The organism is Allobacillus saliphilus, assembly GCF_018138385.1.
In the GTDB taxonomy this organism is placed as follows: domain Bacteria; phylum Bacillota; class Bacilli; order Bacillales; family Alkalibacillaceae; genus Allobacillus; species Allobacillus saliphilus.
Genome location: NZ_JAGSIE010000003.1, coordinates 76,555 through 100,621, shown reverse-complemented (window position 1 = coordinate 100,621; position 24,067 = coordinate 76,555). Strand labels below are relative to the sequence as shown.

Below are 24,067 nucleotides of genomic sequence, written 5' to 3'. Positions count from 1 at the left end.
ACCTCACTTTCATTCGTTAAGCTTTCGAATCAAAAACCGATTGACTCGCTTTGTTTTGTTGTACTTGCTTTTTATCATAATTCATATTTTTCTCATGGTTTGGCTTTAACAAATCGAGCGATAACTCGACGAACTGAAGCGATTGTTCCATCAGCTCCCGGTTCAATTGTTCTTGATTTTTTAAATCAGCAAGCACATAGATGAAGTTTTCATAGATGGCTTGAAGCTGTTCTTTTTCTTCGTTGTTTTGTAAATGATTGATCACTTGTTGAATGGTTTGCTCTTCCGCTTCCGGTGCATACGTTTGGAACCATTCACTTGTCTCAACCACACGTTTCTCTTCCAATTGCTGGATGGCTTTGACATGCTTCCGTTCGTCCATGAGCACTTGACGCATGCCATCGATGTCATTGTCTTTAATGAGCTGCTCTTTCCGCTTCGAAATCTCTAGCAAGCTCTGATGCAGTTGATATGTTTTTTCTAGCAATTGTACTTGATTTTCAATAGACAACGGATTGTCCTCCTTCAGACGGTTTAACGACCGTTCCAAAATTCAACCATTTTTTCAGCGGTTTGTTTCGGATCTAGCTGATAGGTTCCTTTTTGGACTTCTTGTTTCAAATTCTCGACTTTTTCTTGTCGTGCTTCGACAATCGGATTGGATTGTTGAAGCTGTTTTGCTTCTTCTGAAATTTGAACTTGGTCAGTGGATTGGTTTTTGGACTGCATCTGTTGTTGCTGTTGCTGTACTTGTGGTTTATAGGCATTGATTTTTGGATTGTTCAATGGATTAATTTTCATCCGGCTCACCCTTTCACGATTTACGACGTTTCTCTACTCTTTTATATCGGTATGTTTCGGAATTAGTTTAATTTTAATTACGACCGCCACGATCGGTCTTTCGTTACATTATAATAGATATCGCTCTTTTTTTCTTCTTTAACCTTGTCAGCAATCGTTGGTTCTTCGCTTGCTTGCAGGTCTTGATAAAGTTCATTTTTACAAGAGTCACAAAGCTTTCCTTCTTGAATCTGTTCATCGCAACGCTCGCACGAATAGGTTAGATTCGGAAAATCTGCTCGGTGAATGCGACGTTCCTTGACCCATTTTCGGATTAACGATTCTTTAACACCTGTCGCTTCAGCTACTTCATCGACTGTTGCGGTGCGGTTTTTCTTCTTCCGGATATATTTATAGACGGTTTCAAACTGTTCTTCTTCTTTTTCATAACAGCTTCGACAAACCGTTAACATTCCTTTCAAAAAGAGCTCACCACACATTGGACAGTTCGCCAATTCGCCCATTTTTCATCATCCTTTTATTCATACTACGTATTATATCGGTATCTTTCATTGAATTGAAAGAGGATTTGGTAGGAATTTTTGTTGTTGGATCAGCTTCTAACCAATGTGAGCGACGAAACACACTTGGCACCAGCCTTTTTCAGCAACTGTGCAGCAAACCGAACCGTCGAACCAGTTGTGAATAAATCATCAATTATGATGACATTTTCTGGAGGTGTTTCAATTAATTCGAATGGATTTTTGGCCGAAAGTCTTTCCCACTTTGTTCTTTTAGACTGTTTTTCTTGTCCAGTTCGAATCATACCTGCAAATAACGGTTGGTCTAACAATCGTGCGAGCGCTTCGGCTTGGTTAAAGCCGCGATCAAAAATTCGGCTTTCTGCTAACGGGATTGGTAGAAGGTGGATTCCTTTCGAAAAATGTGCATGGAAAGCTTGCTGGAAGGAATCTTTCCAAGCGTATACAATCTCGTAATCCCCTCGATATTTAAACCGTGACATCATTTCCTTCATGTACTCGTTGTATGTATAAATGGAAATATTTCGGTCGAGTGGATCCTCACCTAAATGTTGCTCCCAAAACATGCAATCGGAACAAAGCTTCTCTTCTGTTCGTTTCATGCATTTTTTGCACGTCGGTTCTCGGATTTTTTCTAGCTGCTCGTCACATGACAAACAAAGCGTTCGCTCACGAAAATCAAACAACGTGGACCAAGTCGTGTCTTTTTCGATTGACTGTAGACAAATTTTACAGTGCATTAGTCGAACTCCTTTTTAAATTTCTTACCTTCCAAATTTTTCAGCTCGGTATATTGGCGAGCTTTTACAATCGCTTTCGTTTTGACGTTATAGAAAAACGTCACATCACCATCTGGATCATCGGCGCTTCTACCTGCACGTCCGGCAATTTGTATGAGGGCTGCTTCATCAAATACGTCATGGTCTGCACCGATTACTGCTACGTCGATCGAAGGGAACGTCACACCACGCTCGAGAATCGTCGTCGTGATCAATGCTTCATAACGTTGATTTCGAAAATGATGGATGAGTTCCTCACGGTTTGAGCTTTCCGAGTGAACATATGGGATGTTGAGTTTTTTGGAAAGGGCATGGGCGCTTTCAATCGTTGGAACGAACAATAAAAATCGTCTTTTAGCAGCTTTTCTCTGTTCAATCCAATGGGTTATTTTTTTCGGAAGTGTCCCTTTTTGGAGATGTTGATGTAATTTGAAAACTTGCGACAGCTTAGGAAGTGGAAGTGGGTGGCCGTGATAGCGTAATGGAATCGAAATGGTTTGAATCTGTTTCAGTCGGGATGCCATTTTTAAATCCAAGCGAGGGGTCGCGGTTAAGTAAATGAGTGCGTGGCAAGGTTTGACAGAGCGGGCGACAGCTTTTGGTAACGATTTGTCGTGGTGATAAGGGAAAGCATCGACTTCATCGACAATCATCACATCAAATGACTTTGAATAACGCAAAAGCTGGTGTGTCGTTGCGACGACCAAGTGTGCGTTGACATCGACGTCCTGTGTGCCACCATAAAGAGCTGCAACCTCAATCGATGGAAAGTCTCTGCGCAATCGTGGGGCAAGTTCCCTTACGACATCTGCTCGTGGAGTCGCAATACAGACGCGAAAACCATTTCGAAAAGCAATCCACAAACCTCTGTAGAGCATCTCCGTTTTTCCTGCACCGCATACCGCATGGATGAGTAATGTTGATTGATTTCGTATGGCCTCCACCATCGCATCGGCCGCCTTGCTTTGTAGTGGGGTCAATTCGCCACGCCATACGGAAGGTTGCTTCATTTTTGGTGGCCTGGAAGCAGGACCATTCCACTCATAAAGGGGTTCATATGTGCTTACTCTGCCCATTTGAATGCAGTTTCGGCAATAGGTAATTGATTTAGTTGATCGTAATTTTTTGTGGGGTATTGGTTGATTCGTTTCAGTGGGGATTTTTCCAAAATGGGAAGGTTTTCGGGTATGACATCGTTGACATTCATTATAAAAAAACATTTCTTTGATACCGGGGATTTCTATTAAATTTCCTTTTTTTAATAAGCCTTGGAAAACAGTCTCAGATAGGTTGAGTTCATTTTTCAGTAAACGTTTTCCGGAAAAGCGCGGGGACCAAGGGTTGGCATTCATAAAGAGACCTCCTTGAATGTGAGGGGATTTTAAAAGGGATTTCCTGCGAGCTCAACTTGATCTCGCAGGGGCATCAGTTTTTACTTCACTTTATACCATGCAATTCCAATGGCGCCTTCACCGAGGTGAGTGCCAATTACAGGTCCGAAATAGCTGATCTCGAATTCGACATTCGGATACTTTTCAGATAGCTCGTCTCGCCATCGTTTTGCTGTATCCTCTCGTTGAGCATGAATTATCGCAGCCTTCACTTCTTCTGCGTTGTCCGCTGTTTCCTTCAACAAATTTTCCATGCGTTTAAATGCTTTTTTGCTCGTACGAATTTTTTCGAACGGGACGATTTTTTTGTCTTCAAAATAGAGAAGTGGTTTCACCTGAAGCAGGCTTCCAATCATCGCTTGCGCACCTGTCAACCGGCCACCGCGCGCCAAGTGACTTAGATCATCAACCATAAAATAAGCATTCATGTTTTTCTTCATTGACTGAAGCTCTTGCATGATTTCTTGCGGTGTCTTTCCTTCCGCTGCTAGATCAGCTGCTCGTAACACATAAAATCCTTGTGCTAAAGCGCTAATCTCAGAGTCAAACGGGTACACATCGACACCCTCAATCATGCTGCCGGCAGATACAGCTGCTTGATAGGTTCCACTAATTCCACTCGAAAGGTGGACGGAAATGACCGCGTCATGCTCTTGGGCAATTGCTTCGTATTTCGTCGTAAACTCGCTGACGGAAGGTTGGGATGTTTTTGGCAAATCTTTTTCAATCTTTACTTTTTCATAAAATTCCTCGGTTGTTATATCATAAAGTTCACGATAAGTATCTTGTCCAAATGTTACGCTAAGTGGCGCAACATAAATATTTTTTTCTTTTATTAGATGATCAGGTATGTATGCGGTACTGTCAGTTAATACTGCTGTTTTCATTAATATGAACCTCCTTTATAGCAAATATTTTACTATACTCTACTAATTAATGCACTTGTATTTTCGAGATTGCTTACTTTGCGAGTGGTGACGCGGGGATTGGTGCAGCGGATAGCTTTATGGTCGGGTGGTTACAACCCCGTTGTCGGGCGGTTACACGCGTTCGTCGAGCGGTTCCGCACGCTTGTCGAGCGGTTCCGCCCGTTCGTCGAGCGGTTCCGCCCGTTCGTCGAGCGGTTCCGCGCGCTGGTCGAGCGGTTCCACCCGTTTGTCGAGCGGTTCCACGCGTTCGTCGAGCGGTTCCGCGCGCTGGTCGAGCGGTTCGACTCGTTTGTCGAGCGGTTCCACGCGTTCGTCGAGCGGTTCCACGCGTTCGTCGAGCGGTTCCGCGCGCTGGTCGAGCGGTTCCGCGCGCTGGTCGGGCGGTTCCGCGCGCTGGTCGAGCGGTTCCATGCGTTTGTCGGGCGGCTTACTTAACGTTTTCAATGTCTCCATCCCAACAACCAAAAAAACCGCGACCTGCGCGGTTTCTTCTTAAATACACATTACTTCACTTCCACCCAACCATTTTTGATGGCTGTGACAACGGCTTGGGTTCTGTCGTTCACACTCATTTTTTGTAAAATATTTGAGACGTGGTTTTTCACCGTTTTTTCACTAATGTAAAGATCTTCTGAGATCGACCGGTTGCTTCTTCCGTCGGTCATTAGCTGCAATACTTCACATTCTCTTCTTGTCAATAAGTGAAGCGGCTTGCGGTATTCAACATGGGTAAATCCGTCGCCTTCTCGTGAAGAAAGACGGTGGTAGTCTTTTAATAAATTATGTGTCACTTTCGGATGCACATAAGAACCGCCTTCACTAACGATTTTAATGGCATTAACAAGCTCGTCCGTGTCCATTTCTTTTAACATGTAGCCAAGTGCACCCGTTTTCAAGGCATGAACGACGTAAGATTCATCATCATGTATAGACAGGATGATGACTCGTACATCGGGGAAACGGTCGATTAATTGCTGGGTAGCCTCAACACCGTTTATATGTGGCATATTAATGTCCATGATGACAACGTCCGGGCGATATTTCGAGACGAGGTCCAATGCCTCGGTTCCATCATTACCTTCTGCAATCACTCGGAAGTCATCTTCAAATTCTAAAATTCGCTTTATTCCTTCTCGAAATAATTTATGGTCATCAATCAAGACGATATTCGTCATTAACTTACCTCCTAAAAGTGCTAGTTCTATTACTGGGAATAAGCTTCGATTCGTATTTGTTTGTTGCAACCTACAATAAGTTTAGCAATCCATAAAGTTCACTTTATTAGTTCTCTTATATAAACTATCGGTATTTTATAAAAAATTAAAAGGACAGTAGCGTTTTGTCTCTTTTTCTCGATCATTTTTATAGATACAACCATCTTTGCTACGTGTCATTGTGTTACTTCGATTGATGCGGAATGGAGATTTTTACGCGAGTACCGCTACCAGGACTAGATTCGATTGAAAATTCGCCATTCAGAATATCAATCCTTTCCCGCATGCCTATTAATCCAAACGATTCCTCATTTTTTTCATTTGGATTAAATCCTTTTCCGTCATCGGTAATATGCAAATTCAATTTTGCCGGTGTGTCTTCATAAACCACCCGGATGATGCGAGCTTCTGCATGCTTCAGAGCATTTTGCAGTGCTTCCTGTATTAAACGGAATGCAGCTGTTTCAAACTGCTGCGTAAACCGCCGCTCTCTTCCGCGCATAATAAATTCAATTCTCACTTGGTGATACTCTTCTGTTGTTGCAATATATTTGCGTAAAGTCGGGACCAAACCGAGATCATCCAATGCCATTGGACGAAGATCATAAATGATACGCCGTACTTCATATAAGGCTTTTCGTACCATTTCTTTCATCGTTTTGACTTCTCCTAAGCCTTGTTCGATGCCCCGCTCTCGGAAAGTTTTTCCGACGATTTCGGATCGAATCATGACGTTGGCAAGCATTTGTGCAGGTCCATCATGCATTTCTCGCGAAAGACTTCTTCGCTCCTCTTCTTGAGCTTCGATAATTTTCAATCCAAATTCTTGGCTATCTTTCGCTGATTGGATTGTTTCATTAATTTCTTTAAAATCTGTCATTAAATAGTTTAAAATAACATTCGTTTTACTCATCAAATTTTCAGAACGTTCAATACTAATACTTAATGCCCGAATGCGCTGTTCAAGTTCTTCGCGGCGTTTAATCAACCCTTCTTCTTTTTGCCGTTGCAAGACAATTTGTGTCTGTATGTCATGCGTGTGGTTGTAAACCTCGTGAACCTCTTCTTCGCTATATCGATCGAAGTTTTTACTGACTTCTGATAAGCGCAACCGGGAAAGTTTTAATTTTCGTTCGAGTTGATCATTTTCATCGATTAAATTTTTTACTTCTTGCTTAATATTCGTCAATTCTCGTTCTAGCGCTTGTTGTTGTTTGCGTGATTCTTCTCCTAAAGAGAAAATTTCATCTTTACTATTGCTGACCACTTCAACCATTTCATTGATAATTTGGTCCAATGCTTTTTCGGAATCTTGCACTGTCGACATTCATTCGACCTCCATTTTACCTATAACTTTCGTCGGGCAAAGGTCAGTTATTGGGGGGCTATTGAAATAAATTTTAACCTTTATGTGGTCAACCTTTAATTATAATTCATCATATCACAGTTATTACCCATTCGCCTTTACAGTTCGCTAACAAATCCTTTACTATACCTTTAATATTCATCATTCAATAGAGCATATTTCTATCTAACGAAGTACAATTATTTCATTTTCGATACGTTTTTCTTATCATTAAATGATTTTTTCCTATAAACTAGTAAAATTATTTATCTATTTGTTATTATACCCTTATTTTTTATATTTTTTAATAGTAACTTTCTCTTTTCTTAACTAATTTGCTTTTTCACGTCCAATACATTGCCGTTTTTTGTCCAGTTTTATATACTATAAGCTTAGGAGGATTTACAATGCTAGAAAGCTATTTAACGATTAAGGGCGAGGGTGAACATGAGATTGTCATCCAAAAGTCTCGTTTTATCGGATATGTTAAACGTACAGAAACCGAAGAAGAGGCACAGCAATTCATCCAGCAAATTAAAAAGAAGCATTATCAAGCGACCCATAATTGCTCGGCATACATGATTGGAGAACAAAACCTGACTCAAAAAGCAAATGATGACGGTGAACCTAGCGGAACAGCTGGTGTACCTATGCTTGAGGTATTAAAAAAGATGGATTTAAAAGATACATGTGTCGTTGTAACGCGTTATTTTGGTGGTATTAAGTTGGGGGCAGGCGGCTTAATCCGTGCTTATTCCAGCGCCACTTCCGAAGCAATCAAGCATGTTGGAGTCGTTAGACGTTCCTTAATGAAAGAAATCATTATTGAAGCAGACTATCATTTACTTGGTAAAGTGGAAAATGAGCTGCGCAATCAAAATCACTTGATTGATTCGATTGATTATGCAGATCTTGTGAAATTCCATGTTTACGTACCTATTGCCGATACCGAATCATTTCAGCAGTGGATGACGGATTTTACCAATGCTCAAGTGAAACTTTCTGTCGGTAACGAACGTCATATGGAAGTAGATGTGTCATTAAACGAATAAGAAAGGATTTCGGCGAATGAGAAAACGAACAAAAATAATGATCGGATTACTTGTCGTTCTGTTTACTAGCCTGGCAGGTATCTTTGTTTATGGTCATTCAATCTATCAAGAGGCAGAAAAAGCTGTGGACGCTTCGCAACAAGAATTGGAGCGCGGCGATAAGTCGGAAAAGCGTGAAGAAAAAGTGGATCCAAGTAAAGATAATGTATCGATTTTGTTTATTGGAGTTGACGATAGCGATGCACGTGAAGGCTCTTCAAGCCTAGCAGACGCACTTGTGTTAGCAACGTTCAATAAAAAAGAAAACTCTATTAATCTAGTCAGTGTTCCGAGAGATTCCTATGTGGATGTGCCTTATCAATCTAAAAAAGACAAAATTACCCACGTTCATGCGAAAGCAGGGTTGGACGAAACCGTTGATACAGTAGAAGAATTGCTCGATGTTCCAGTTGATTATTATGTGCGGTTGGATTTCGAAGCGTTTGTCAAAGTGGTTGATACGTTGGGTGGTGTGCCATTCGATGTTCCATATTACATGGAAGAATCAAATAGTCAGGATGAAAAAGGGTCCATCGTTTTGCAGCCTGGTAAACAACAATTGACTGGTGAAGAAGCTCTTGCGGTTGCTCGGACACGGAAATACGATAACGATTTAAAGCGTGGCCAACGCCAAATGGAATTGTTGGACACGATACTGAAAGAAACAATGTCGGTTTCCAATTTGACGAAGTACGGTGATTTGATCAACGACATTAGCGATCATTTAACGACCAATATGCCGTTTAATGAAATGGTGAGTCTGCACAGTTATTTAACAGACATAAATGGTGTTCAAATGGACAAAATGCAATTAAGTGGGAATAACTTAATGAAAAATGGTGTGTATTATTTCGAACTGGAGAATGAAAGCGTTGAAGCGATTCAACACGATTTAAGGGAGCATTTAGGCCTTCCGACTTCAGTGGCAGATTCAACGAACGAGAAAAATACCATTAAATCAGGTAGTTAATGCAGTAAATACGAAAAATTTTACAAAGAGCTGTAAAATTTGTTAAACCTTCCGTTCCGGAAGGTTTTTTTATGCAAAAAAAGACCACCAACACAGATGTTGGTGGCAAAAAGATAGCGTCTAAATAAAACCTTATGATCGAGGTTAACTCTATTGTAATACACGTCATTACGCTTTACAATACATCCTCTATTGAGAAATAAAATAAAAAAAGATTGCTAAAATACAATGATAGTTATATTTTTGTTCATGTTATTAGAATTAGTGTTTCTTAATAATAATTATAAAAGGTTTTTTGCAATAAAAAGGACATAGAACATAGGTAATAAGAACTGACATTTATTTATCAACGATTTACCATTTATAAAAGGAATATTTTTAATTTACTCACGTTTATTGATATGCCTATCTTATTATAGTAAAAACTACCTAGTTCAATATACACTCTAGCCGACAACTGTCGCGTAAATATTCAAACTATTCTAGGTATTTTTTATCTTAAAAAATTTAATGCTAAATACTCAATGAATATTGTGACTTTTTCGCTATACTATTTAGTATCACTAAATTTTCCAAGGAGGAATTAAATGAAGAAACTCGTTTCATTATCTGTTCTTTTATTTGTACTAATCTTTTCAGTTTCTGCACTATCCGCTCAAGAGTCTGAAGAATATTATTCAGTTGTCTTGAACAACAGCAAGCAAGTTAACCAGTTTAAGCAAGATTTAAAAGATACTGGTGCTGAAGTTGTGTATGAAGTTCCAGAATTAGGCTATTATCAAGTGAAAGGCACACCTAGCCAAGTAGCGAACTTAAGCAAGCTGAATAATGTCGCAGCTGCTTCCCCTTCATTAAAGTGGGATTTAGAGAAAACAGAAAAGATCAAGATGTCTCAACAAGAACTTGATGCACAACTAGAGGCTGTAGATACTGGACAAGCTGCTATGTGGCCGCTTCAGTGGGATATTCAGCGAATTACAGAAAACGGAAAAAGCTATGATGTTCACACAGGTTCTCACGACACTGTTGTCGCCGTACTCGATACAGGGATTAACTTGCAACACCCTGATTTAGCTCCGAATATCGTTGAAGGATCTAAAAACTTTGTTCCTGCCGGTGGTTTCCGCGGGACAGAGCCTGCTGAAACAGGTGATGTGAACCAAGTACAAGATCTTCACGGACATGGAAGTCACGTTTCCGGTCATATTGCTGGTAACGGAAACATGTTAGGTGTCGGTCCTGACTTAGGACTACGCGCATATCGTGTATTTGGACAAAGCTCTGCTGAAACGCCTTGGATTTTAGCTGCGATGGTACAAGCAGCAGATGATGGTTCTGATGTTTTATCGATGAGCCTTGGTGGCTTTGATTTGCTTGGACAAGTTTTCGAGAAAAATCCGGAGACAGGCAAATGGGAAAATGCAGGAAACAATAGTGCTGATATGGTCGCTTATAAACGAGCGCTTCAATATGTTGAAAGCAAAGGGGCAGTCGTTGTCACTTCAGCTGGAAACGACGGTTTAGATGCACGAAACAACAAACAAGTAGTTGAATTCATTAACGAAAGCCTTGGCGAAGATGTTCAATTACGTGGAACAGCGAAAATTGCACCAGCTGATTACGCTGGCATCATCAACGTTTCTGCAACAGGCCCAAATGATCAGCTAGCTGTATATTCAAACTACGGTGCTGGCTTTGTTGATCTAGCTACAGTCGGTGGCGATACACGCTTGTACGATCAGTACGCAGCTGAAGGTCGACTTGATGAATACTTAGCCAACAATATGCACTACAATGAATTTACGTTAAGTGCTGACTCAGAAGGTGCCGGTTACTACTTCAGTGTCGGAACTTCCATGGCAACTCCAAAAGCATCTGCTGTTGCAGCCTTAATTATCGATCAGCATAATGGTGAATTAAAACCGAATCAGGTGAAAAATATTCTTTACAAAAAAGGCGTTGAAAAAGTTAAAGGTAAAGAAAAGAAAAAGTTTGGTAATGGTCATTTAAATGCATTTGATGCAGTAAGATAAGATTGTTATTGAGAAAAAAGGCACTGACTTCGGTCGGTGCCTTTTTTGATGTTGAAGTAGAGGAAGCGTTCAAGCATAAAGAAACCTGACAGCCGACCTATTCAACGGTAGCGCGGAAAAATGATGCTCTACCTTCGATTAGAGGCGTTCTATTCAACGGTAGTGTGGAAAAATGATGCCCTACCTTCGATTAGAGGCGCTCTATTCAACGGTAGCATGGAAAAAATGATGCCCTACCTTCGATTAGAAGCGCTTTATTCAACGCTAGCAAGCAAAAATGGTGCTCTACCCTCTATTACAAGTGTTGGAAACACGGCTTTCTGCGCTCCATTTGCAAAAAGAATAATACTCATCAACTGTTTAAACAATAAAAGGAAGAGTTATTAAAACTCTTCCGCATCCTTATAATCCGAGTCAAACCGCTCCGTCAGTAAACTGTTTTTCCTCATCCTTCGAGTCTTTCAAGTCGAACTGATCTTTCCCTAAGATGAAATAAGCCAAATCTTTGCGCTTGTAACTCATTAAATCTTTTCGTTTTACTAAGTAAAAAATTAAGCCTACGACAATCCATACACCTAACGCAATGAAGGATTCTTTTCCTAGTACAGCAGGTGAACCCGGTACTAACAACAATAATAAAAATCCAATCGATGAAATCATACCAAGCATGGCAATGGACTTTTTCGCTGGCGCGACGATTTCACGTGCTGAATCAATCTCACCGTCATCTTTCCACCTTAAAATTTTAAAGGCTGTAAAACAAGTATAGAAATAAGCGATGGAAACACCGACGGAAGACATGTCAACAACCCATCCGAGAACGTTACGTCCAAAGAAAGGTGCGATTAAAACAATAATTGCCGTGAAAATAATGCCCCAATGTGGTGTGTGATGCTTATTATGCAAACGAGAAAAGATGCTTGGAAGAACTTTCCCTCTAGACATCGCGAACAGCACTCGACTAGAACTGATCATGAATCCATTCAGTCCAGTAAATATTCCCATCGATAACCCGATCGCGAGAATGATCAATCCCCATGTTCCGAGTATTTCTTGAACAACGGTTCCTGTTCCCCATAATTGGCCCGCTTCAGATGTCTCAATCCAAGGTGTCGCGACAGCGGTTGCTACGATCATTAACGCGTAAATGACCCATGCGAAAACAATTGCCAACATAATCAGTGTTAATGCTTTTTTCGATGAGAAATTAAATTCCTCGGCCGCTTGCGGTACGTTATCAAAACCGACATAAGCAAATGGTGCTATTGCTACAATCGTCAAAATGGCTCCGAGTGTTGAAATATTTGGTGAAAAGGCCGGTGATAAATTACTCAATGACGTTACCGGGCTTCCAACCATAAAGGTAGATACCGTTACTACAGCAAGAATGAGCAGTAAACAGAAAATGAACTGCATACGTCCAGATAAACTGGAGCCGCGAATATTCATGACTGCAAATAGGAAAATCAATGTAGAGACAATTAAAATCTCCGTAAGATAAACATCCCAACCAGCAACTTCATAAAGCTTCCCTTGCTGAATGAAATTAGGAAAAATGAACTTTAACATTAAGGCGAACGCTGTTGCATTCAATGCCACAATGCATATATAACCTAAAGTCAAGAACCAACCACTAATGAAAGCGTGCGTTCGGTTTAAACCTAAGAAAGCATAAGCAAATTCACCGCCAGAAACGGGGAAGTTGCGAATTAACACACCGTAACTAATGGCGATGATGGCCATTAATAAGGCACCAATCCCCAACCCAATAATGACTCCAGCAGGTCCTGCTTGCCCCATCCATGTGGCCGGCATGACGAATGATCCCCAACCAATCGAGGAACCGAGTGCAATCGCCCACACCCAATGTGGCTTTAATGTACGATCTAGTGTTTCTCTCTTTTCAATTTTCGTTACTTTTTTTCTACTCAAAACATTGGACTCCTTCTTGTTTGTTAATGTAATAACTATACCCAAATATCATTTTTATATTCCGTTATGTATTGTATCACTAAAATTTTTTACGATTTTATTCAACGGACATGAGAGTTAGTTAGAAGAAGGATGCTATCGAAATGCCCAAAAATTGATATTATATTTTTTCCTCGTACGCAAATTCGATATCTTTTCGTATCATACAGCTTAATATCAAAGAAATTTTATCGTTAAACACCGTATAAGGAGCTTTTATTCAGTCGATAATGGAGTAGAAAGCTAGGTGATTACATGAAATTTCTCAAAAAAATATCTCTATTGTTCATCCTCTCTTTTTTATACATAGTTATTTCCAATGGTCTCCGGCTTTACTCATACATTGAGACATCACCTGTCGTTGATTGGGCGGATGAATTTCCAGATGCTGTAGAAACATTTCAGTCAATCGATTTGGATTCTGTGGAAATCACTGACGAACCATTGCCACAAGTCGCCCAAGAACGGACACAGGATTCTCATGAAACAGACTCACCCGTTGCCGCGATTAACGAACCGTATGAAGTTTCACCATACGATGTAAAATTCGAACGGCTACATCAACAAACATTGACGGAAATTAAGGAGTTGGCAAATGAGTTTAAAAATGACTTGGCAAATCAAGAAAATGCTCTTTCACAAAGTATGTTGTTTTTAAAATATGAAAAAAAGGCACGGGATTTCGAAGAGGAAATCGATCTTCGTTTTGATGGATTTTTGGAAGAGGTAAAAGAAGATACGAGTGATGAGGAGTGGAATCGCTTGGAGAAAAAGTACACACGTAAATATGAACAAGCCAAGAAAAAACTCGTCGATCAGGTTATGGAGAAAGCTAATGAATTGTTCACGGCAGGAGAAGCGGAATAAATCATCATCGATTATTCCGCTGGGTTCACATCTTCGGCCTCAATATTTAATTGATTGGCTACTTCACTGGCAGCAGAGAAAAAGGGCTCTCGCTCATAGGCTTGATCGTTCGACCAGGCTTCTTCGTAATTCTTCAATTCTGAAAGCATCGTATGGAGCAATTCAACAACCCTTTCTTCAGATGAAGATAGTGGCTCACGGTCCGACGTCGTCTCTGTTCCCGATTGAATTTGTTCATACTGATAGGTCGTCCATTCGACAGAGACAGACTGTTCAGGCACTTGGCGATCAAGCCAACCTTCCATAAAATCATGATAGGCATCCCGAGCAGAGTAATAAAAGGAATCATTAATATCCTCAGGTATTTGCTTTTCTTCTTCTTCAAAAACCGGTAAGGTCAAAGCAAACAAAGCTACGATAATTAACCAAAACCACGGTGCCTTCCATAGAGGTTTCATTATTGATTCACTAAAGTCTTTTCTCGGTCGTCGTTCCATCGTACAACCTCCTTGTCTGCTGCCCATTATATCACGTAACGTTTCATTTCTTCATTATTAGTTTATTATATTTAGACAGATACTCACAGCTGTATTACAATAAAATTAGCAAAAAGTCATAGAGAGATGGTGATGTTGTGCCAAATGGAAAGTGGTTCCGAATCGGCTATGGAATCATCATAGTTTTATTAATTTTATTATTGGCAAAGAAAGTGCAATTTGTTTTTGAACCGATCTTTGTTTTAGTGCGAACTTTATTTACCCCGATTATTATTGCGGGAATTTTGTATTATCTCACACGGCCAATTGTCGAATTCCTTTCTAAGAAAATTCCAAGACCCCTCGCCGTCGTCATTATGTATCTAACTGGGATCGGACTGATCACCGGATTGATCGTTCTTGGTGCACCGGAGATCCAACGACAGTTCAATAACTTTGTGAATAACGTTCCAGATCTAATCGATGATGCAAACCAATTACTTTTGAACATTCAAGATAGTAACTGGTTTCAAACGGTTGCACCAGAAGAAGATGCAATTACGCAATGGTTAAAAGGGTTGGAAAGTCGATTGACTGAAATTTTATCAACGGTCGCAACTCACATTACAGACTATATTAGCATGATTGCAAGTACAATTATCATTTTAATTGTTGTACCTTTCGTTCTGTTTTATCTATTAAAAGATGGCGAACGTCTACCGAAACGATTAATCGGATTTATGCCGAAAAAGTATCGTGACGACACGGAAGAAATTCTCGACAATATGGATGATGCATTAAGTTCTTACATCCAAGGACAAGTGATCGTAGCTTGCTTTGTCGGTGTTCTTGCTTATATCGGGTACTTAATATTAGGTCTGCCATACGCATTGATTCTCGGTTTAATAGCCTTATTTACGAATTTCATACCATTCATTGGACCGTGGATCGGAACGGCACCCGGTGTCATCGTCGGCTTTTTCGAATCACCGGTCACAGCGTTACTCGTCGTCGTCATGATTGTCATTATTCAACAGATCGAAAGTAACTTGATTTCACCACAAGTCATGGGTAAGAAATTAGATGTTCACCCAATTACGATTATCTTCCTACTTCTATTCGCCGGAAGTATCGGTGGCATCGTAGCGATGATTGTCGCTGTACCAGCCTACGCTGTCGGTAAAGTCATCGTCAGTCACATTTGGCAGATTATCAAACTACGAAACAAAGAAATGTTCTAATCGCTAATTGAGCAACCTCCGTCTGATTCGGGGGTTGTTTTTTTGTGTTCAGTCGGGCGGGTAGAGCCTGTTTGTTGGGCGGTTGGAACCGTTTGTCGGGTGGCTGGAGCCGTTTGTCGGGCGGCTCGAACGCTGCGTCGGGTGGCTGGAACCGTTTGTCGGGCGGCTCGAACGCTGCGTCGGGCGGCTGGAACCGCTTGTCGGGCGGCTCGAACGCTGCGTCGGGCGGCTGGAACCGTTTGTCGGGTGGCTCGAACGCTGCGTCGGGTGGCTGGAACCGTTTGTCGGGCGGCTTGAACGCTGGGTCGGGCGGCTGGAACCGCTTGTCGGGCGGCTCGCTCACCTGGTTATATTTTATTCACCTACTTTTTCTTCTAGTTTGCAAGAATTTTGTAATCACGTTTAGATATTCAAAGTCAGTTTGATAGTCATACGACAAACGATGTTTAATAACATTAGTTTTCCCAACTAATTTACTGGAATTCCTTCTAAGAATATCTCTCGCTGTATATCTAGATGTTAAGCCAGTAAACTCACGAAACTCTCGATTACTGACCTCACTGCTTATGAGCAAAAAATAATCTTTTAAAGAATTTTCATGAGCCGTTCGATCTCGATAGCCACATGGGCATCGCCACCGATATTGCATCATTTTCATTCCTAATCTTCCACATTGTAAACAGTAGACTCCTCTTAACAATTCATTTTTGGATACTCGGTTCTTTTCTAAAATATTCGGCAAGTACGGTTTATGTTGTTGGATTAGTTTGTGAGTTATTTCATTTATACTTCTCGGGGAGATGATATTCTTTTCGTATTTAGCATCTAATTCGCGGAATAAGGAAGGTAGACGTTGCAGTGATACGACTTTTTCTGCGTGGTGATTATTCGTAGCGTCGATTCGCAGCCTTGTTCGTGGGTTAGTCATAACGACAAACGATTCAATTGGAAGTTCTGGAAATCCATTGGCATTAAACCAATTAGATAGCTGATATACTTGCTCCTCAACTTGAAGAACAGGATCATCATAAACTTTATATTCTTCGTCTATACGCTGCACGACCTGATGTGCCAATTGATCAAAAGTCAGGTCAGAACTATAATACTTTGATTCTAATATAAGCATGAATTTTGATGTCAGTATAAGATAATCAATTTGAAAGTAATTTGAATCTATGGAGAGCCGGATGTTCGGCAGGCTAACTTTGCGGATTGGAAATTTACTAAGCGGATATAGCAATCTACTTTCACCATATAAACCGGCGAGTTCATTATTCATTTTCTTCTCGATGTATGCGAATTGGTCATGGCTTTGTGGGATTCGATGATAGAGTGCTTGAAGCATAAGTACATGGGGTGGAACATTGTGAGGTATTTTACTCGTGGACAATTTGGTAATCTCTCCTTTTTATTATTCTAATTTAAATTATAGTTAAAACTAGCGGTTAAGCAAGGGGTATTTAGTCTGTAATCAGGCGGGTGGCGCGTTGCATTGGGCGGCTAGGGCTCGTAATCGGGCGGGTGGAGTCGTTTGTCGGGTGGCTGGAACGCTGCATCGGGCGGCTAAAACCGTTTGTCGGGTGGCTGGAGCTCGTAATCGGGTGGCTGGAACGCTGCGTCGGGTGGCTGCAACCGTTTGTCGGGCGGCTTGGCGCGCTTCGTCAGGCAGCTGGAACCACCCATCGAGCGAACGGCTACCCTTTCCTCCGCTTCTTCCACCAAACAAACAAGCCACAAAACAGCAAACCGACCAACGCCCCGACGCTATCAATCGCTACATCGAAATAATAGGGCGTTCGCTCGGGTGTGAAGCTTTGATTCAACTCATCAACGATCGCAAAGTGAACGGTAAGCATCCATGCAAATGCGAGGCTGATTGATAATTTCATTGAGGTCGTTTTTTGCAAGGCAAAAAACATCAATATAGCCAACACAAAATAGACGCCGAAGTGAGTGAGCTTTCGAATTAAGAATTCAGTGAATGGCAAGAGTCCGTTCGCCTCGACGCTTCGGATTTCTCCATAGTATTGAAATTCGATCAAGCGCAAGACTGGCTCCAAGCTCTCAGCGATTGTCAAAAAACTTAAAGCCGGTTTGATATCTTGTTCACTCGACGGCATGGATGATGTATAAAAAATGACAGCTGCCCAACTCAGGGGGAGCATCCAATAAAGTAAAATTCGTTTCATAAAATCCACCAATCATTTCAAAGCAAAGTAGCATGTATGTTAATTATAGCTAATTTTTAAGCCGTATGTAATATCATAATGAATCAAAAAAATTCCCGAATAAAAGAGCGTCGCACTCTTTCATTCAGGAAAAACTCCTAGCTCACAAAATCAATTGACTTCAAAAATTGATGACACTGTTCAGCAACTTCTCGGCCTTCACGAATTGCCCAGACGACTAAGCTTTGGCCACGACGTGCATCGCCTGCTGCGAAAACTCCATCTAAATTCGTGCGATAATCTTGATCACTTCCGACCGTCCAGACGCGTCCACGTTCATCTGTTTGTAATCCGAACGATTCCAACACGGCTTGTTCTGGTCCTGTAAATCCGATGGCAATCAAAACGAGATCCGCTTTCCATACTTTTTCTGTTCCAGGAATTTCTTTGACAACAAGCTTGCCGTTCTCTCTCACTTTCTCAACGTCTAACGTATGCAAAGCTGTGACATGGCCTGAATCATCCATCTCAAAGGATTGCGTCAACACTTCATATTTCCGTGGGTCTTCTCGAAAGACTTCCGTTGCTTCCTTATAACCATATTCGAGTTCAAACGTCATTGGAAATAGTGGCCATGGATTATTGTCCGTGCGGTCATTTGGCAAGGCCGGGTGCTTCCCGAATTGGACGACTCGGTTACAGCCTTGGCGAATCGCTGTCGCAACGCAGTCTGCTCCGGTATCACCGCCACCAATCACAACGACATTCTTATCCTTAGCGTGGATTGGAGCATGATCCGGATTGCTTTCAAGCGCTTTTGTCGCACCGGTTAAATAATCCATCGCAAAATAAATGCCTTTTGCTTCCCGACCTTCAATTTCAGTATTGCGAGGATTTTGGGCACCGGTACAAACGATCACCGCATCGTACTGATTTCGCAGTTCGTCGGTGGAAAAATCGATGCCAATTTCCGTATTGCATTGAAAATGGATGCCCGCTTCTTTCATTAATAAAATCCGCCGGTCAATCGTTTCCTTCTCGAGTTTCATATTCGGAATGCCATACATTAACAAGCCACCTGGTCGGTCGTCACGCTCATAAATCGTCACCCGATGTCCGAGCTCGTTCAGCTGCTCAGCCGCGGCTAATCCAGCGGGGCCTGAACCGACAACAGCTACCTTGAAGCCTGAATAAGCAGCTGGCCGCTTAGCTGTTACCCAACCTTCATCAAATCCACGCTCAATAATCTCGTTTTCGATTGACTTAATCGTCACCGGTTGATCGTTAATGCCGAGAACACACGAACCTTCACAAGGGGCTGGACAAACTCGTCCTGTAAATTCCGGAAAATTATTCGTTTCATGCAATCGCTCTAAAGCCGTTTTCCAATCACCTTTACTAACCAATTCATTCCACTCTGGAATAAAATTATTGACTGGACAACCGACCATATCGCGTCCCCATTCGGTACCTGTATGGCAAAACGGCGTACCGCAATCCATACAGCGGGAAGCCTGCTTTTTCAAGTCGTCTTCCTCATAGCGCTCGACATACTCTTCCCAGTCTTTTATCCGTTCAATCGGGTCTCTTTTCATTTGATTTTTTCTGGAAAATTCCATAAAACCGGTTAAATAGCCCATCTAGTCTCCCTCCTTTTAAACTGACGTTTCAACCTTCGATCCATCCGTCGATTCTTGTTTCAGCACTTCCTTAAACTCTTTCGGGATGACTTTCAAAAATTGTGAAACACTAACGTCCCAATTATTTAATAACTGCTTCGCTTTCTTACTGGCTGTATAACGTACATGGTTCATTAGCATATGATAAACATCATCAATTTCTTCTTGTTCCGTCAATTTTTCAAACAAAACCAGTTCACGGTTGCAGCGTTTCTTCGCTTCGTCGGCTTGAGGAGCCCACAAATAAGCAATTCCTCCAGACATTCCAGCAGCAAAATTCTTTCCGATTTCACCTAGGACAACTACCCGTCCGCCTGTCATATATTCACAACCATTGTCACCGACACCTTCAACAACCGCTTCAACACCGCTGTTCCGAACCGCAAAACGTTCACCAGCCGCGCCGTTAATATACGCCTCCCCTGAAGTCGCACCGAACAGGGCAACGTTTCCAATCAATACTTCACCCATTCGATGAATTGTCGGTGGCTGATGAGGCTTCAAGATCAGTTTCCCACCGGATAAGCCTTTTCCGACGTAATCATTCGCGTCACCTTCCAGCGTTAACGTCATTCCACGTGGCACAAACGCGCCGAAACTTTGGCCAGCAGATCCATGGAAATTCAATTGGATGGTGTCTTCCGGCAAACCTGTTTCTCCATGTTTTTTAGTCACTTCATAACCTAAGCGCGTTCCGACCGACCGGTTCTCGTTCGTAATCGGTAGTTCAAGCTCAACAGGTTCACGTTTCTCAATCGCTTTTGTTGTATGTGGCATTAACTCAAATACATCCAAATGTTGTTCGTCGTAATGATTAATCAGGACACGATCATGCTTTTTCCACGTCTCATCGGTCTGTTGCAACAATGGGCTTAAATTCAATTGTATTGCCTTTGGATGCGACTCTTTGCGATCAGATACCTTCAATAAATCCGTCCGGCCGATCAATTCATCCATCGTACGCACACCGAGACGTGCCATCCATTCGCGAACTTCTTCTGCAATAAACGTCATATAATTCACGACATGGTCCGCTTCGCCTTCAAATCGTTTACGCAAGTCAGGATTTTGCGTCGCAATCCCAACCGGACACGTATCCAAATGGCAGGCACGCATGAGGATACAACCCATAACGACCATTGGTGCTGTCGAAAATCCAAACTCCTCTGCACCGAGCAATGCCGCTTTCACGACGTCTTTCCCCGTTGAAAGCTTTCCATCCGTTTCCAAAACAACTTGATGGCGCAAACCATTTAACACGAGGGTTTGATGAGCTTCTGCCAAACCAATCTCCCACGGGAGTCCTACGTGTCGAATCGATGTTTTTGCACTGGCTCCTGTTCCACCTTCATAACCACTGATTAAAATAACATCCGCTAACCCTTTCGCAACGCCAGCTGCAATCGTGCCGACGCCTGATTTTGCCACTAATTTCACACTGACACGTGCATTCGGATTCGCATGTTTCAAGTCATAAATTAATTGAGCGAGATCTTCAATTGAATAAATATCATGGTGCGGGGGTGGTGAAATTAAGCCGACGCCAGGAGTTGATTTCCGGACCTCCGCAATCCACGGGTGGACCTTTTTCCCTGGTAAATGTCCACCTTCACCCGGTTTCGCACCTTGCGCCATTTTGATTTGAATTTCATTAGCGTTCGTCAAATAATGGCTCGTCACACCGAAACGACCAGAGGCAACTTGCTTGATAGCCGACCGCCTAAAATCTCCGTTGCTATCTCGTGTGAACCGGTCCGGATTTTCTCCACCTTCACCGCTATTGCTTTTACCACCGATTCGATTCATCGCAATCGCCAATACTTCGTGCGCCTCTTCGCTTAATGCACCATAAGACATGGCACCTGTTTTAAACCGCTTAAAAATCTGCTCAATCGGTTCTACCTCTTCTACCGGAATTTTGTAATCCAAATCGCCATCAATCTCAATCAAATCACGCAAATATGTCGGCTTTTCATTATCCATTAAGCTGGAAAATTCATCATACAACGTTCTACTGTTCATCCGAGCGGCATGCTGGAGTTTATGAATTGTTTTCGGATGAAACGAGTGATATTCACCATCACTGCGCCATTGCAAATCACCGCCAGCCGGTAGATATTTCTGAGCATTTTCATAAGCTAAGCGGTGACGCATAAACGACTCTTCGGCAATTGTTGTTAAATCAATTCCACCGAGCTGCGACTGTGTTCCGTAAAAATATCGATCAATCACCGCTTGGCTAATTCCAATCGCTTCAAAAATCTGTGCGCCTCGGTAACTTTGAATCGATGAAATCCCCATTTTTGACATGACCTTCACAATGCCGGAAGTCGCTGCAGCTACATAGCGATCGACCGCTTTTTCATAGGAATACTCTTTAATGTGTCCACTGTCTATCATATTTTCGATGGAACGATAAGCGAGAAACGGATAAATGACATCTACACCATAACCGAGCAGGACACTGAACTGATGGACATCTCGCGCTTCTGCAGTCTCTAACAAAATAGAAGCCTTCGTCCGGAGTCCAATGCGAACTAAATGATGGTGCAATCCTGCGACCGCGAGCAGTGACGGAATCGCTACATGATCCGCATCCAAATCACGGTCGGATAACACGATCATCGAGACACCTTGCTCAATCGCTGAACTCACTTCTGAAAATAGATGATTCAAGGCGGTTTCCAGTCCTTGATTTCCTGACTGAACCGAATAACAAAGCGAAAATTTTTCAAACCGAAAATCACTCCGGCTATTATGAATGACGGCATCGAACTCAAACTTCTTCAAAATCGGAGAATATAAACGAATCCGCTCGCAATGTTCTTTCCCATCAATTAAAAAGTTGCCTTTCGGACCAAGATACGTCGTCGTCGACGTCACCCCTTTTTCACGAATCGCATCGATTGGCGGGTTCGTCACTTGGGCAAACAACTGTTTAAAATAATTGAACAACAGCTGGGGCTGTTCGGATAACACCGCAAGTGGCGTATCATTCCCCATGGAACCAATCGGATCTTTTTTCTCCGTCACCATTGGCAAAATATTTTTATACAACTCTTCTTTCGTATAGCCATTGGCGAGTTGCATTTTCAGCAAGGTATCATCATCAATCGTTTTATCGGTTTTCGCCTCAGATAATCCTTCCAACTGAATTAACGAGTCATTCAACCACTCACGGTACGGATATTTCGTCGCCAGTCGCCGTTTTAACTCGTCATTCAATTCAATTTTCCCTTCCATTAAATCGATTAAAATCATATCACCCGGCGCCAACCGACCTTTTTGCACGATAGCATTTGAATCAATATCCAACACACCGACTTCAGAAGAAAAAACAATCCGGCGATCATCTGTGACGTAAAAACGAGCAGGACGCAACCCGTTTCGGTCAATCGATGCCCCGATCTGTCTTCCATTGGAATACGCAAGTGCCGTTGGGCCATCCCACGGTTCCATGATTGTACTTAAATATTCATACGCAGCACGTTCCGGATCTTTCATCGCTTCATTTAAATCCCACGCTTCTGGAATCATCATCATCGCCGACTCTGCCATCGAACGACCGTTCATCGTTAAATATTCAAAGGCTTGATCGAGCATTCCTGAATCACTCGAATGCTCATCGATCACAGGGAGAAGCTCCTTATGACGCTCTTCATAAACGCTCGAAACGGCTGCATTTTCACGGGCACGCATCCAGTTCAAGTTTCCTTGGATTGTATTGATCTCTCCATTGTGCATGACCATTCGATTCGGATGAGCCCGCTCCCAAGACGGAAACGTATTCGTGCTATACCGCGAATGCACCATTCCAATATTCGTTTTCGCGAGTGGATTAGCAAGATCCAAATAAAAAGTCGCCAGTTCTTCCGGTGCAAGCATCCCTTTATAAACGATGATGCTCGGCGAAAGACTTGCAAAATAAAAAGGCCCTTCCTTTAGCTCGTGATTGGCTTCAGCTTTTTGTTCCATCCGTCTCCGAGCCAAATAAAGCCCTTGTTCGAAGGCTTTCAGTTGATAAATCTGAGCTGGTTTTCGAATAAATACTTGCATGATTGTCGGCATCGATTGCTTCGCGCTGTCGGTTAATATCGTTTCATTTACAGGAACCTCACGCCAACCAATTAATGGTAAGTTCTCTTCATCTAATGTTTCTTCAATGAGTTGAATAGCCGCTTGTCTTCGTCTTTCCTCATTCGGTAAAAAAAGCATACCTACCGCATAGTCATTTTTCGGAGGAAGCATCGCATTCCATTCTTTTCGAAATAATTCATCGAAAACTTCAACCATCAACCCCGCCCCGTCACCCGTTTTGCGATCAGAACCGCGGCCACCACGGTGATCAAGCCGACGTAAAATGGTAATCACATCACCAATCATTTCGTGTGTCGATTGACCATCCAACTGTGCGATAAAGCCGATGCCGCACGCATCATGCTCATTGGCTGGGTTGTACAAACCTTGCTTCTTGGGAAGTCCTGTTTGAATCATTGTTTTCCTCCTCCTTCATCCGTACCAATATTCAGAAAATGGTATTTTCATCGTATGTTTTTTCTGTTATGCTTTCAATATATATATTCGATAAAAA

Annotated in this window: 20 protein-coding genes; 6 read left to right on the top strand and 14 right to left on the bottom strand. The window is 42.1% G+C overall.

The genetic code is table 11. From position 1 onward, the window contains the following. Positions 1–16: 16 nt before the first annotated feature. From KC820_RS00800 to KC820_RS00775, 6 genes are all read right to left on the bottom strand, one after another. Positions 17–511, bottom strand: coding sequence for a flagellar protein FlgN (locus KC820_RS00800; protein ID WP_212367224.1), 495 nt, complete (start codon positions 509–511; stop codon positions 17–19). A gap of 23 nt (positions 512–534) precedes the next feature. Then, on the bottom strand, positions 535–801 hold the full coding sequence (gene flgM, locus KC820_RS00795) for a flagellar biosynthesis anti-sigma factor FlgM (protein WP_212367217.1): 267 nt from the start codon (positions 799–801) through the stop codon (positions 535–537). A gap of 77 nt (positions 802–878) precedes the next feature. Further along, positions 879–1,304: a TIGR03826 family flagellar region protein gene (locus KC820_RS00790; protein WP_212367213.1), complete on the bottom strand. Its 426-nt coding sequence runs from the start codon at positions 1,302–1,304 to the stop codon at positions 879–881. Positions 1,305–1,393: 89 nt separating this feature from the next. Continuing rightward, on the bottom strand, positions 1,394–2,062 hold the full coding sequence (locus KC820_RS00785) for a ComF family protein (protein ID WP_212367211.1): 669 nt from the start codon (positions 2,060–2,062) through the stop codon (positions 1,394–1,396). Beyond that, positions 2,062–3,177: an ATP-dependent helicase ComFA gene (locus KC820_RS00780; protein WP_236782450.1), complete on the bottom strand. Its 1,116-nt coding sequence runs from the start codon at positions 3,175–3,177 to the stop codon at positions 2,062–2,064. Before KC820_RS00780 ends, KC820_RS00785 begins: the two co-directional genes overlap by 1 nt. Before the next feature lie 356 nt (positions 3,178–3,533). Then, positions 3,534–4,379: a DegV family protein gene (locus KC820_RS00775; protein ID WP_212367208.1), complete on the bottom strand. Its 846-nt coding sequence runs from the start codon at positions 4,377–4,379 to the stop codon at positions 3,534–3,536. Positions 4,380–4,478: 99 nt separating this feature from the next. Between KC820_RS00775 and KC820_RS00770 the strand changes: the two genes are divergently transcribed. Further along, complete coding sequence (locus KC820_RS00770; RefSeq protein ID WP_212367206.1) at positions 4,479–4,856, top strand: hypothetical protein; 378 nt, start codon at positions 4,479–4,481, stop codon at positions 4,854–4,856. 68 nt (positions 4,857–4,924) lie between these two features. Here the strand turns inward: KC820_RS00770 and KC820_RS00765 are convergent, their stop codons facing one another. Continuing rightward, positions 4,925–5,596: a response regulator gene (locus KC820_RS00765; RefSeq protein WP_212367204.1), complete on the bottom strand. Its 672-nt coding sequence runs from the start codon at positions 5,594–5,596 to the stop codon at positions 4,925–4,927. 223 nt (positions 5,597–5,819) lie between these two features. Further along, positions 5,820–6,962 carry a sensor histidine kinase gene (locus tag KC820_RS00760; protein ID WP_212367203.1) on the bottom strand — a complete coding sequence of 381 codons (1,143 nt, stop codon included), beginning with the start codon at positions 6,960–6,962 and terminating at the stop codon, positions 5,820–5,822. A 425-nt stretch (positions 6,963–7,387) separates the two neighbouring features. Between KC820_RS00760 and KC820_RS00755 the strand changes: the two genes are divergently transcribed. From KC820_RS00755 to KC820_RS00745, 3 genes are all read left to right on the top strand, one after another. After that, positions 7,388–8,032, top strand: a complete 645-nt coding sequence (locus tag KC820_RS00755) for a YigZ family protein (protein WP_212367202.1) — start codon at positions 7,388–7,390, stop codon at positions 8,030–8,032. A gap of 16 nt (positions 8,033–8,048) precedes the next feature. Further along, complete coding sequence (locus KC820_RS00750; RefSeq protein ID WP_212367201.1) at positions 8,049–9,041, top strand: LCP family protein; 993 nt, start codon at positions 8,049–8,051, stop codon at positions 9,039–9,041. Positions 9,042–9,628: 587 nt separating this feature from the next. Further along, entirely contained in the window at positions 9,629–11,074 is a 1,446-nt protein-coding gene (locus tag KC820_RS00745) for a S8 family peptidase (RefSeq protein ID WP_212367200.1), read from the top strand. A 414-nt stretch (positions 11,075–11,488) separates the two neighbouring features. On the opposite strand, the gene KC820_RS00740 is transcribed toward KC820_RS00745, so the two are convergent. After that, positions 11,489–12,982 (bottom strand): APC family permease, encoded by a 1,494-nt coding sequence (locus KC820_RS00740; RefSeq protein ID WP_212367299.1) that lies wholly within the window; start codon positions 12,980–12,982, stop codon positions 11,489–11,491. A 318-nt stretch (positions 12,983–13,300) separates the two neighbouring features. On the opposite strand from KC820_RS00740, the gene KC820_RS00735 reads away from it, so the two are divergent. Further along, positions 13,301–13,912, top strand: coding sequence for a hypothetical protein (locus tag KC820_RS00735; protein WP_212367199.1), 612 nt, complete (start codon positions 13,301–13,303; stop codon positions 13,910–13,912). A gap of 11 nt (positions 13,913–13,923) precedes the next feature. Here the strand turns inward: KC820_RS00735 and KC820_RS00730 are convergent, their stop codons facing one another. Beyond that, complete coding sequence (locus KC820_RS00730) at positions 13,924–14,409, bottom strand: hypothetical protein (protein ID WP_212367198.1); 486 nt, start codon at positions 14,407–14,409, stop codon at positions 13,924–13,926. A 137-nt stretch (positions 14,410–14,546) separates the two neighbouring features. Between KC820_RS00730 and KC820_RS00725 the strand changes: the two genes are divergently transcribed. After that, on the top strand, positions 14,547–15,629 hold the full coding sequence (locus KC820_RS00725; protein WP_212367196.1) for an AI-2E family transporter: 1,083 nt from the start codon (positions 14,547–14,549) through the stop codon (positions 15,627–15,629). Between the two features lie 358 nt (positions 15,630–15,987). Here the strand turns inward: KC820_RS00725 and KC820_RS00720 are convergent, their stop codons facing one another. The 4 genes from KC820_RS00720 to gltB all read right to left on the bottom strand — a co-directional run bounded on the left by KC820_RS00720 (position 15,988) and on the right by gltB (position 23,970). After that, a complete protein-coding gene (locus KC820_RS00720; RefSeq protein ID WP_212367194.1) occupies positions 15,988–17,019 on the bottom strand; it encodes a nuclease-related domain-containing protein in 1,032 nt (343 codons plus the stop codon). 304 nt (positions 17,020–17,323) lie between these two features. Further along, positions 17,324–17,818: a VanZ family protein gene (locus KC820_RS00715; RefSeq protein ID WP_144087983.1), complete on the bottom strand. Its 495-nt coding sequence runs from the start codon at positions 17,816–17,818 to the stop codon at positions 17,324–17,326. A gap of 137 nt (positions 17,819–17,955) precedes the next feature. Further along, on the bottom strand, positions 17,956–19,437 hold the full coding sequence (locus KC820_RS00710; protein WP_212367192.1) for a glutamate synthase subunit beta: 1,482 nt from the start codon (positions 19,435–19,437) through the stop codon (positions 17,956–17,958). Positions 19,438–19,452: 15 nt separating this feature from the next. Next, complete coding sequence (gltB, locus tag KC820_RS00705) at positions 19,453–23,970, bottom strand: glutamate synthase large subunit (RefSeq protein WP_212367191.1); 4,518 nt, start codon at positions 23,968–23,970, stop codon at positions 19,453–19,455. Positions 23,971–24,067 lie beyond the last annotated feature (97 nt).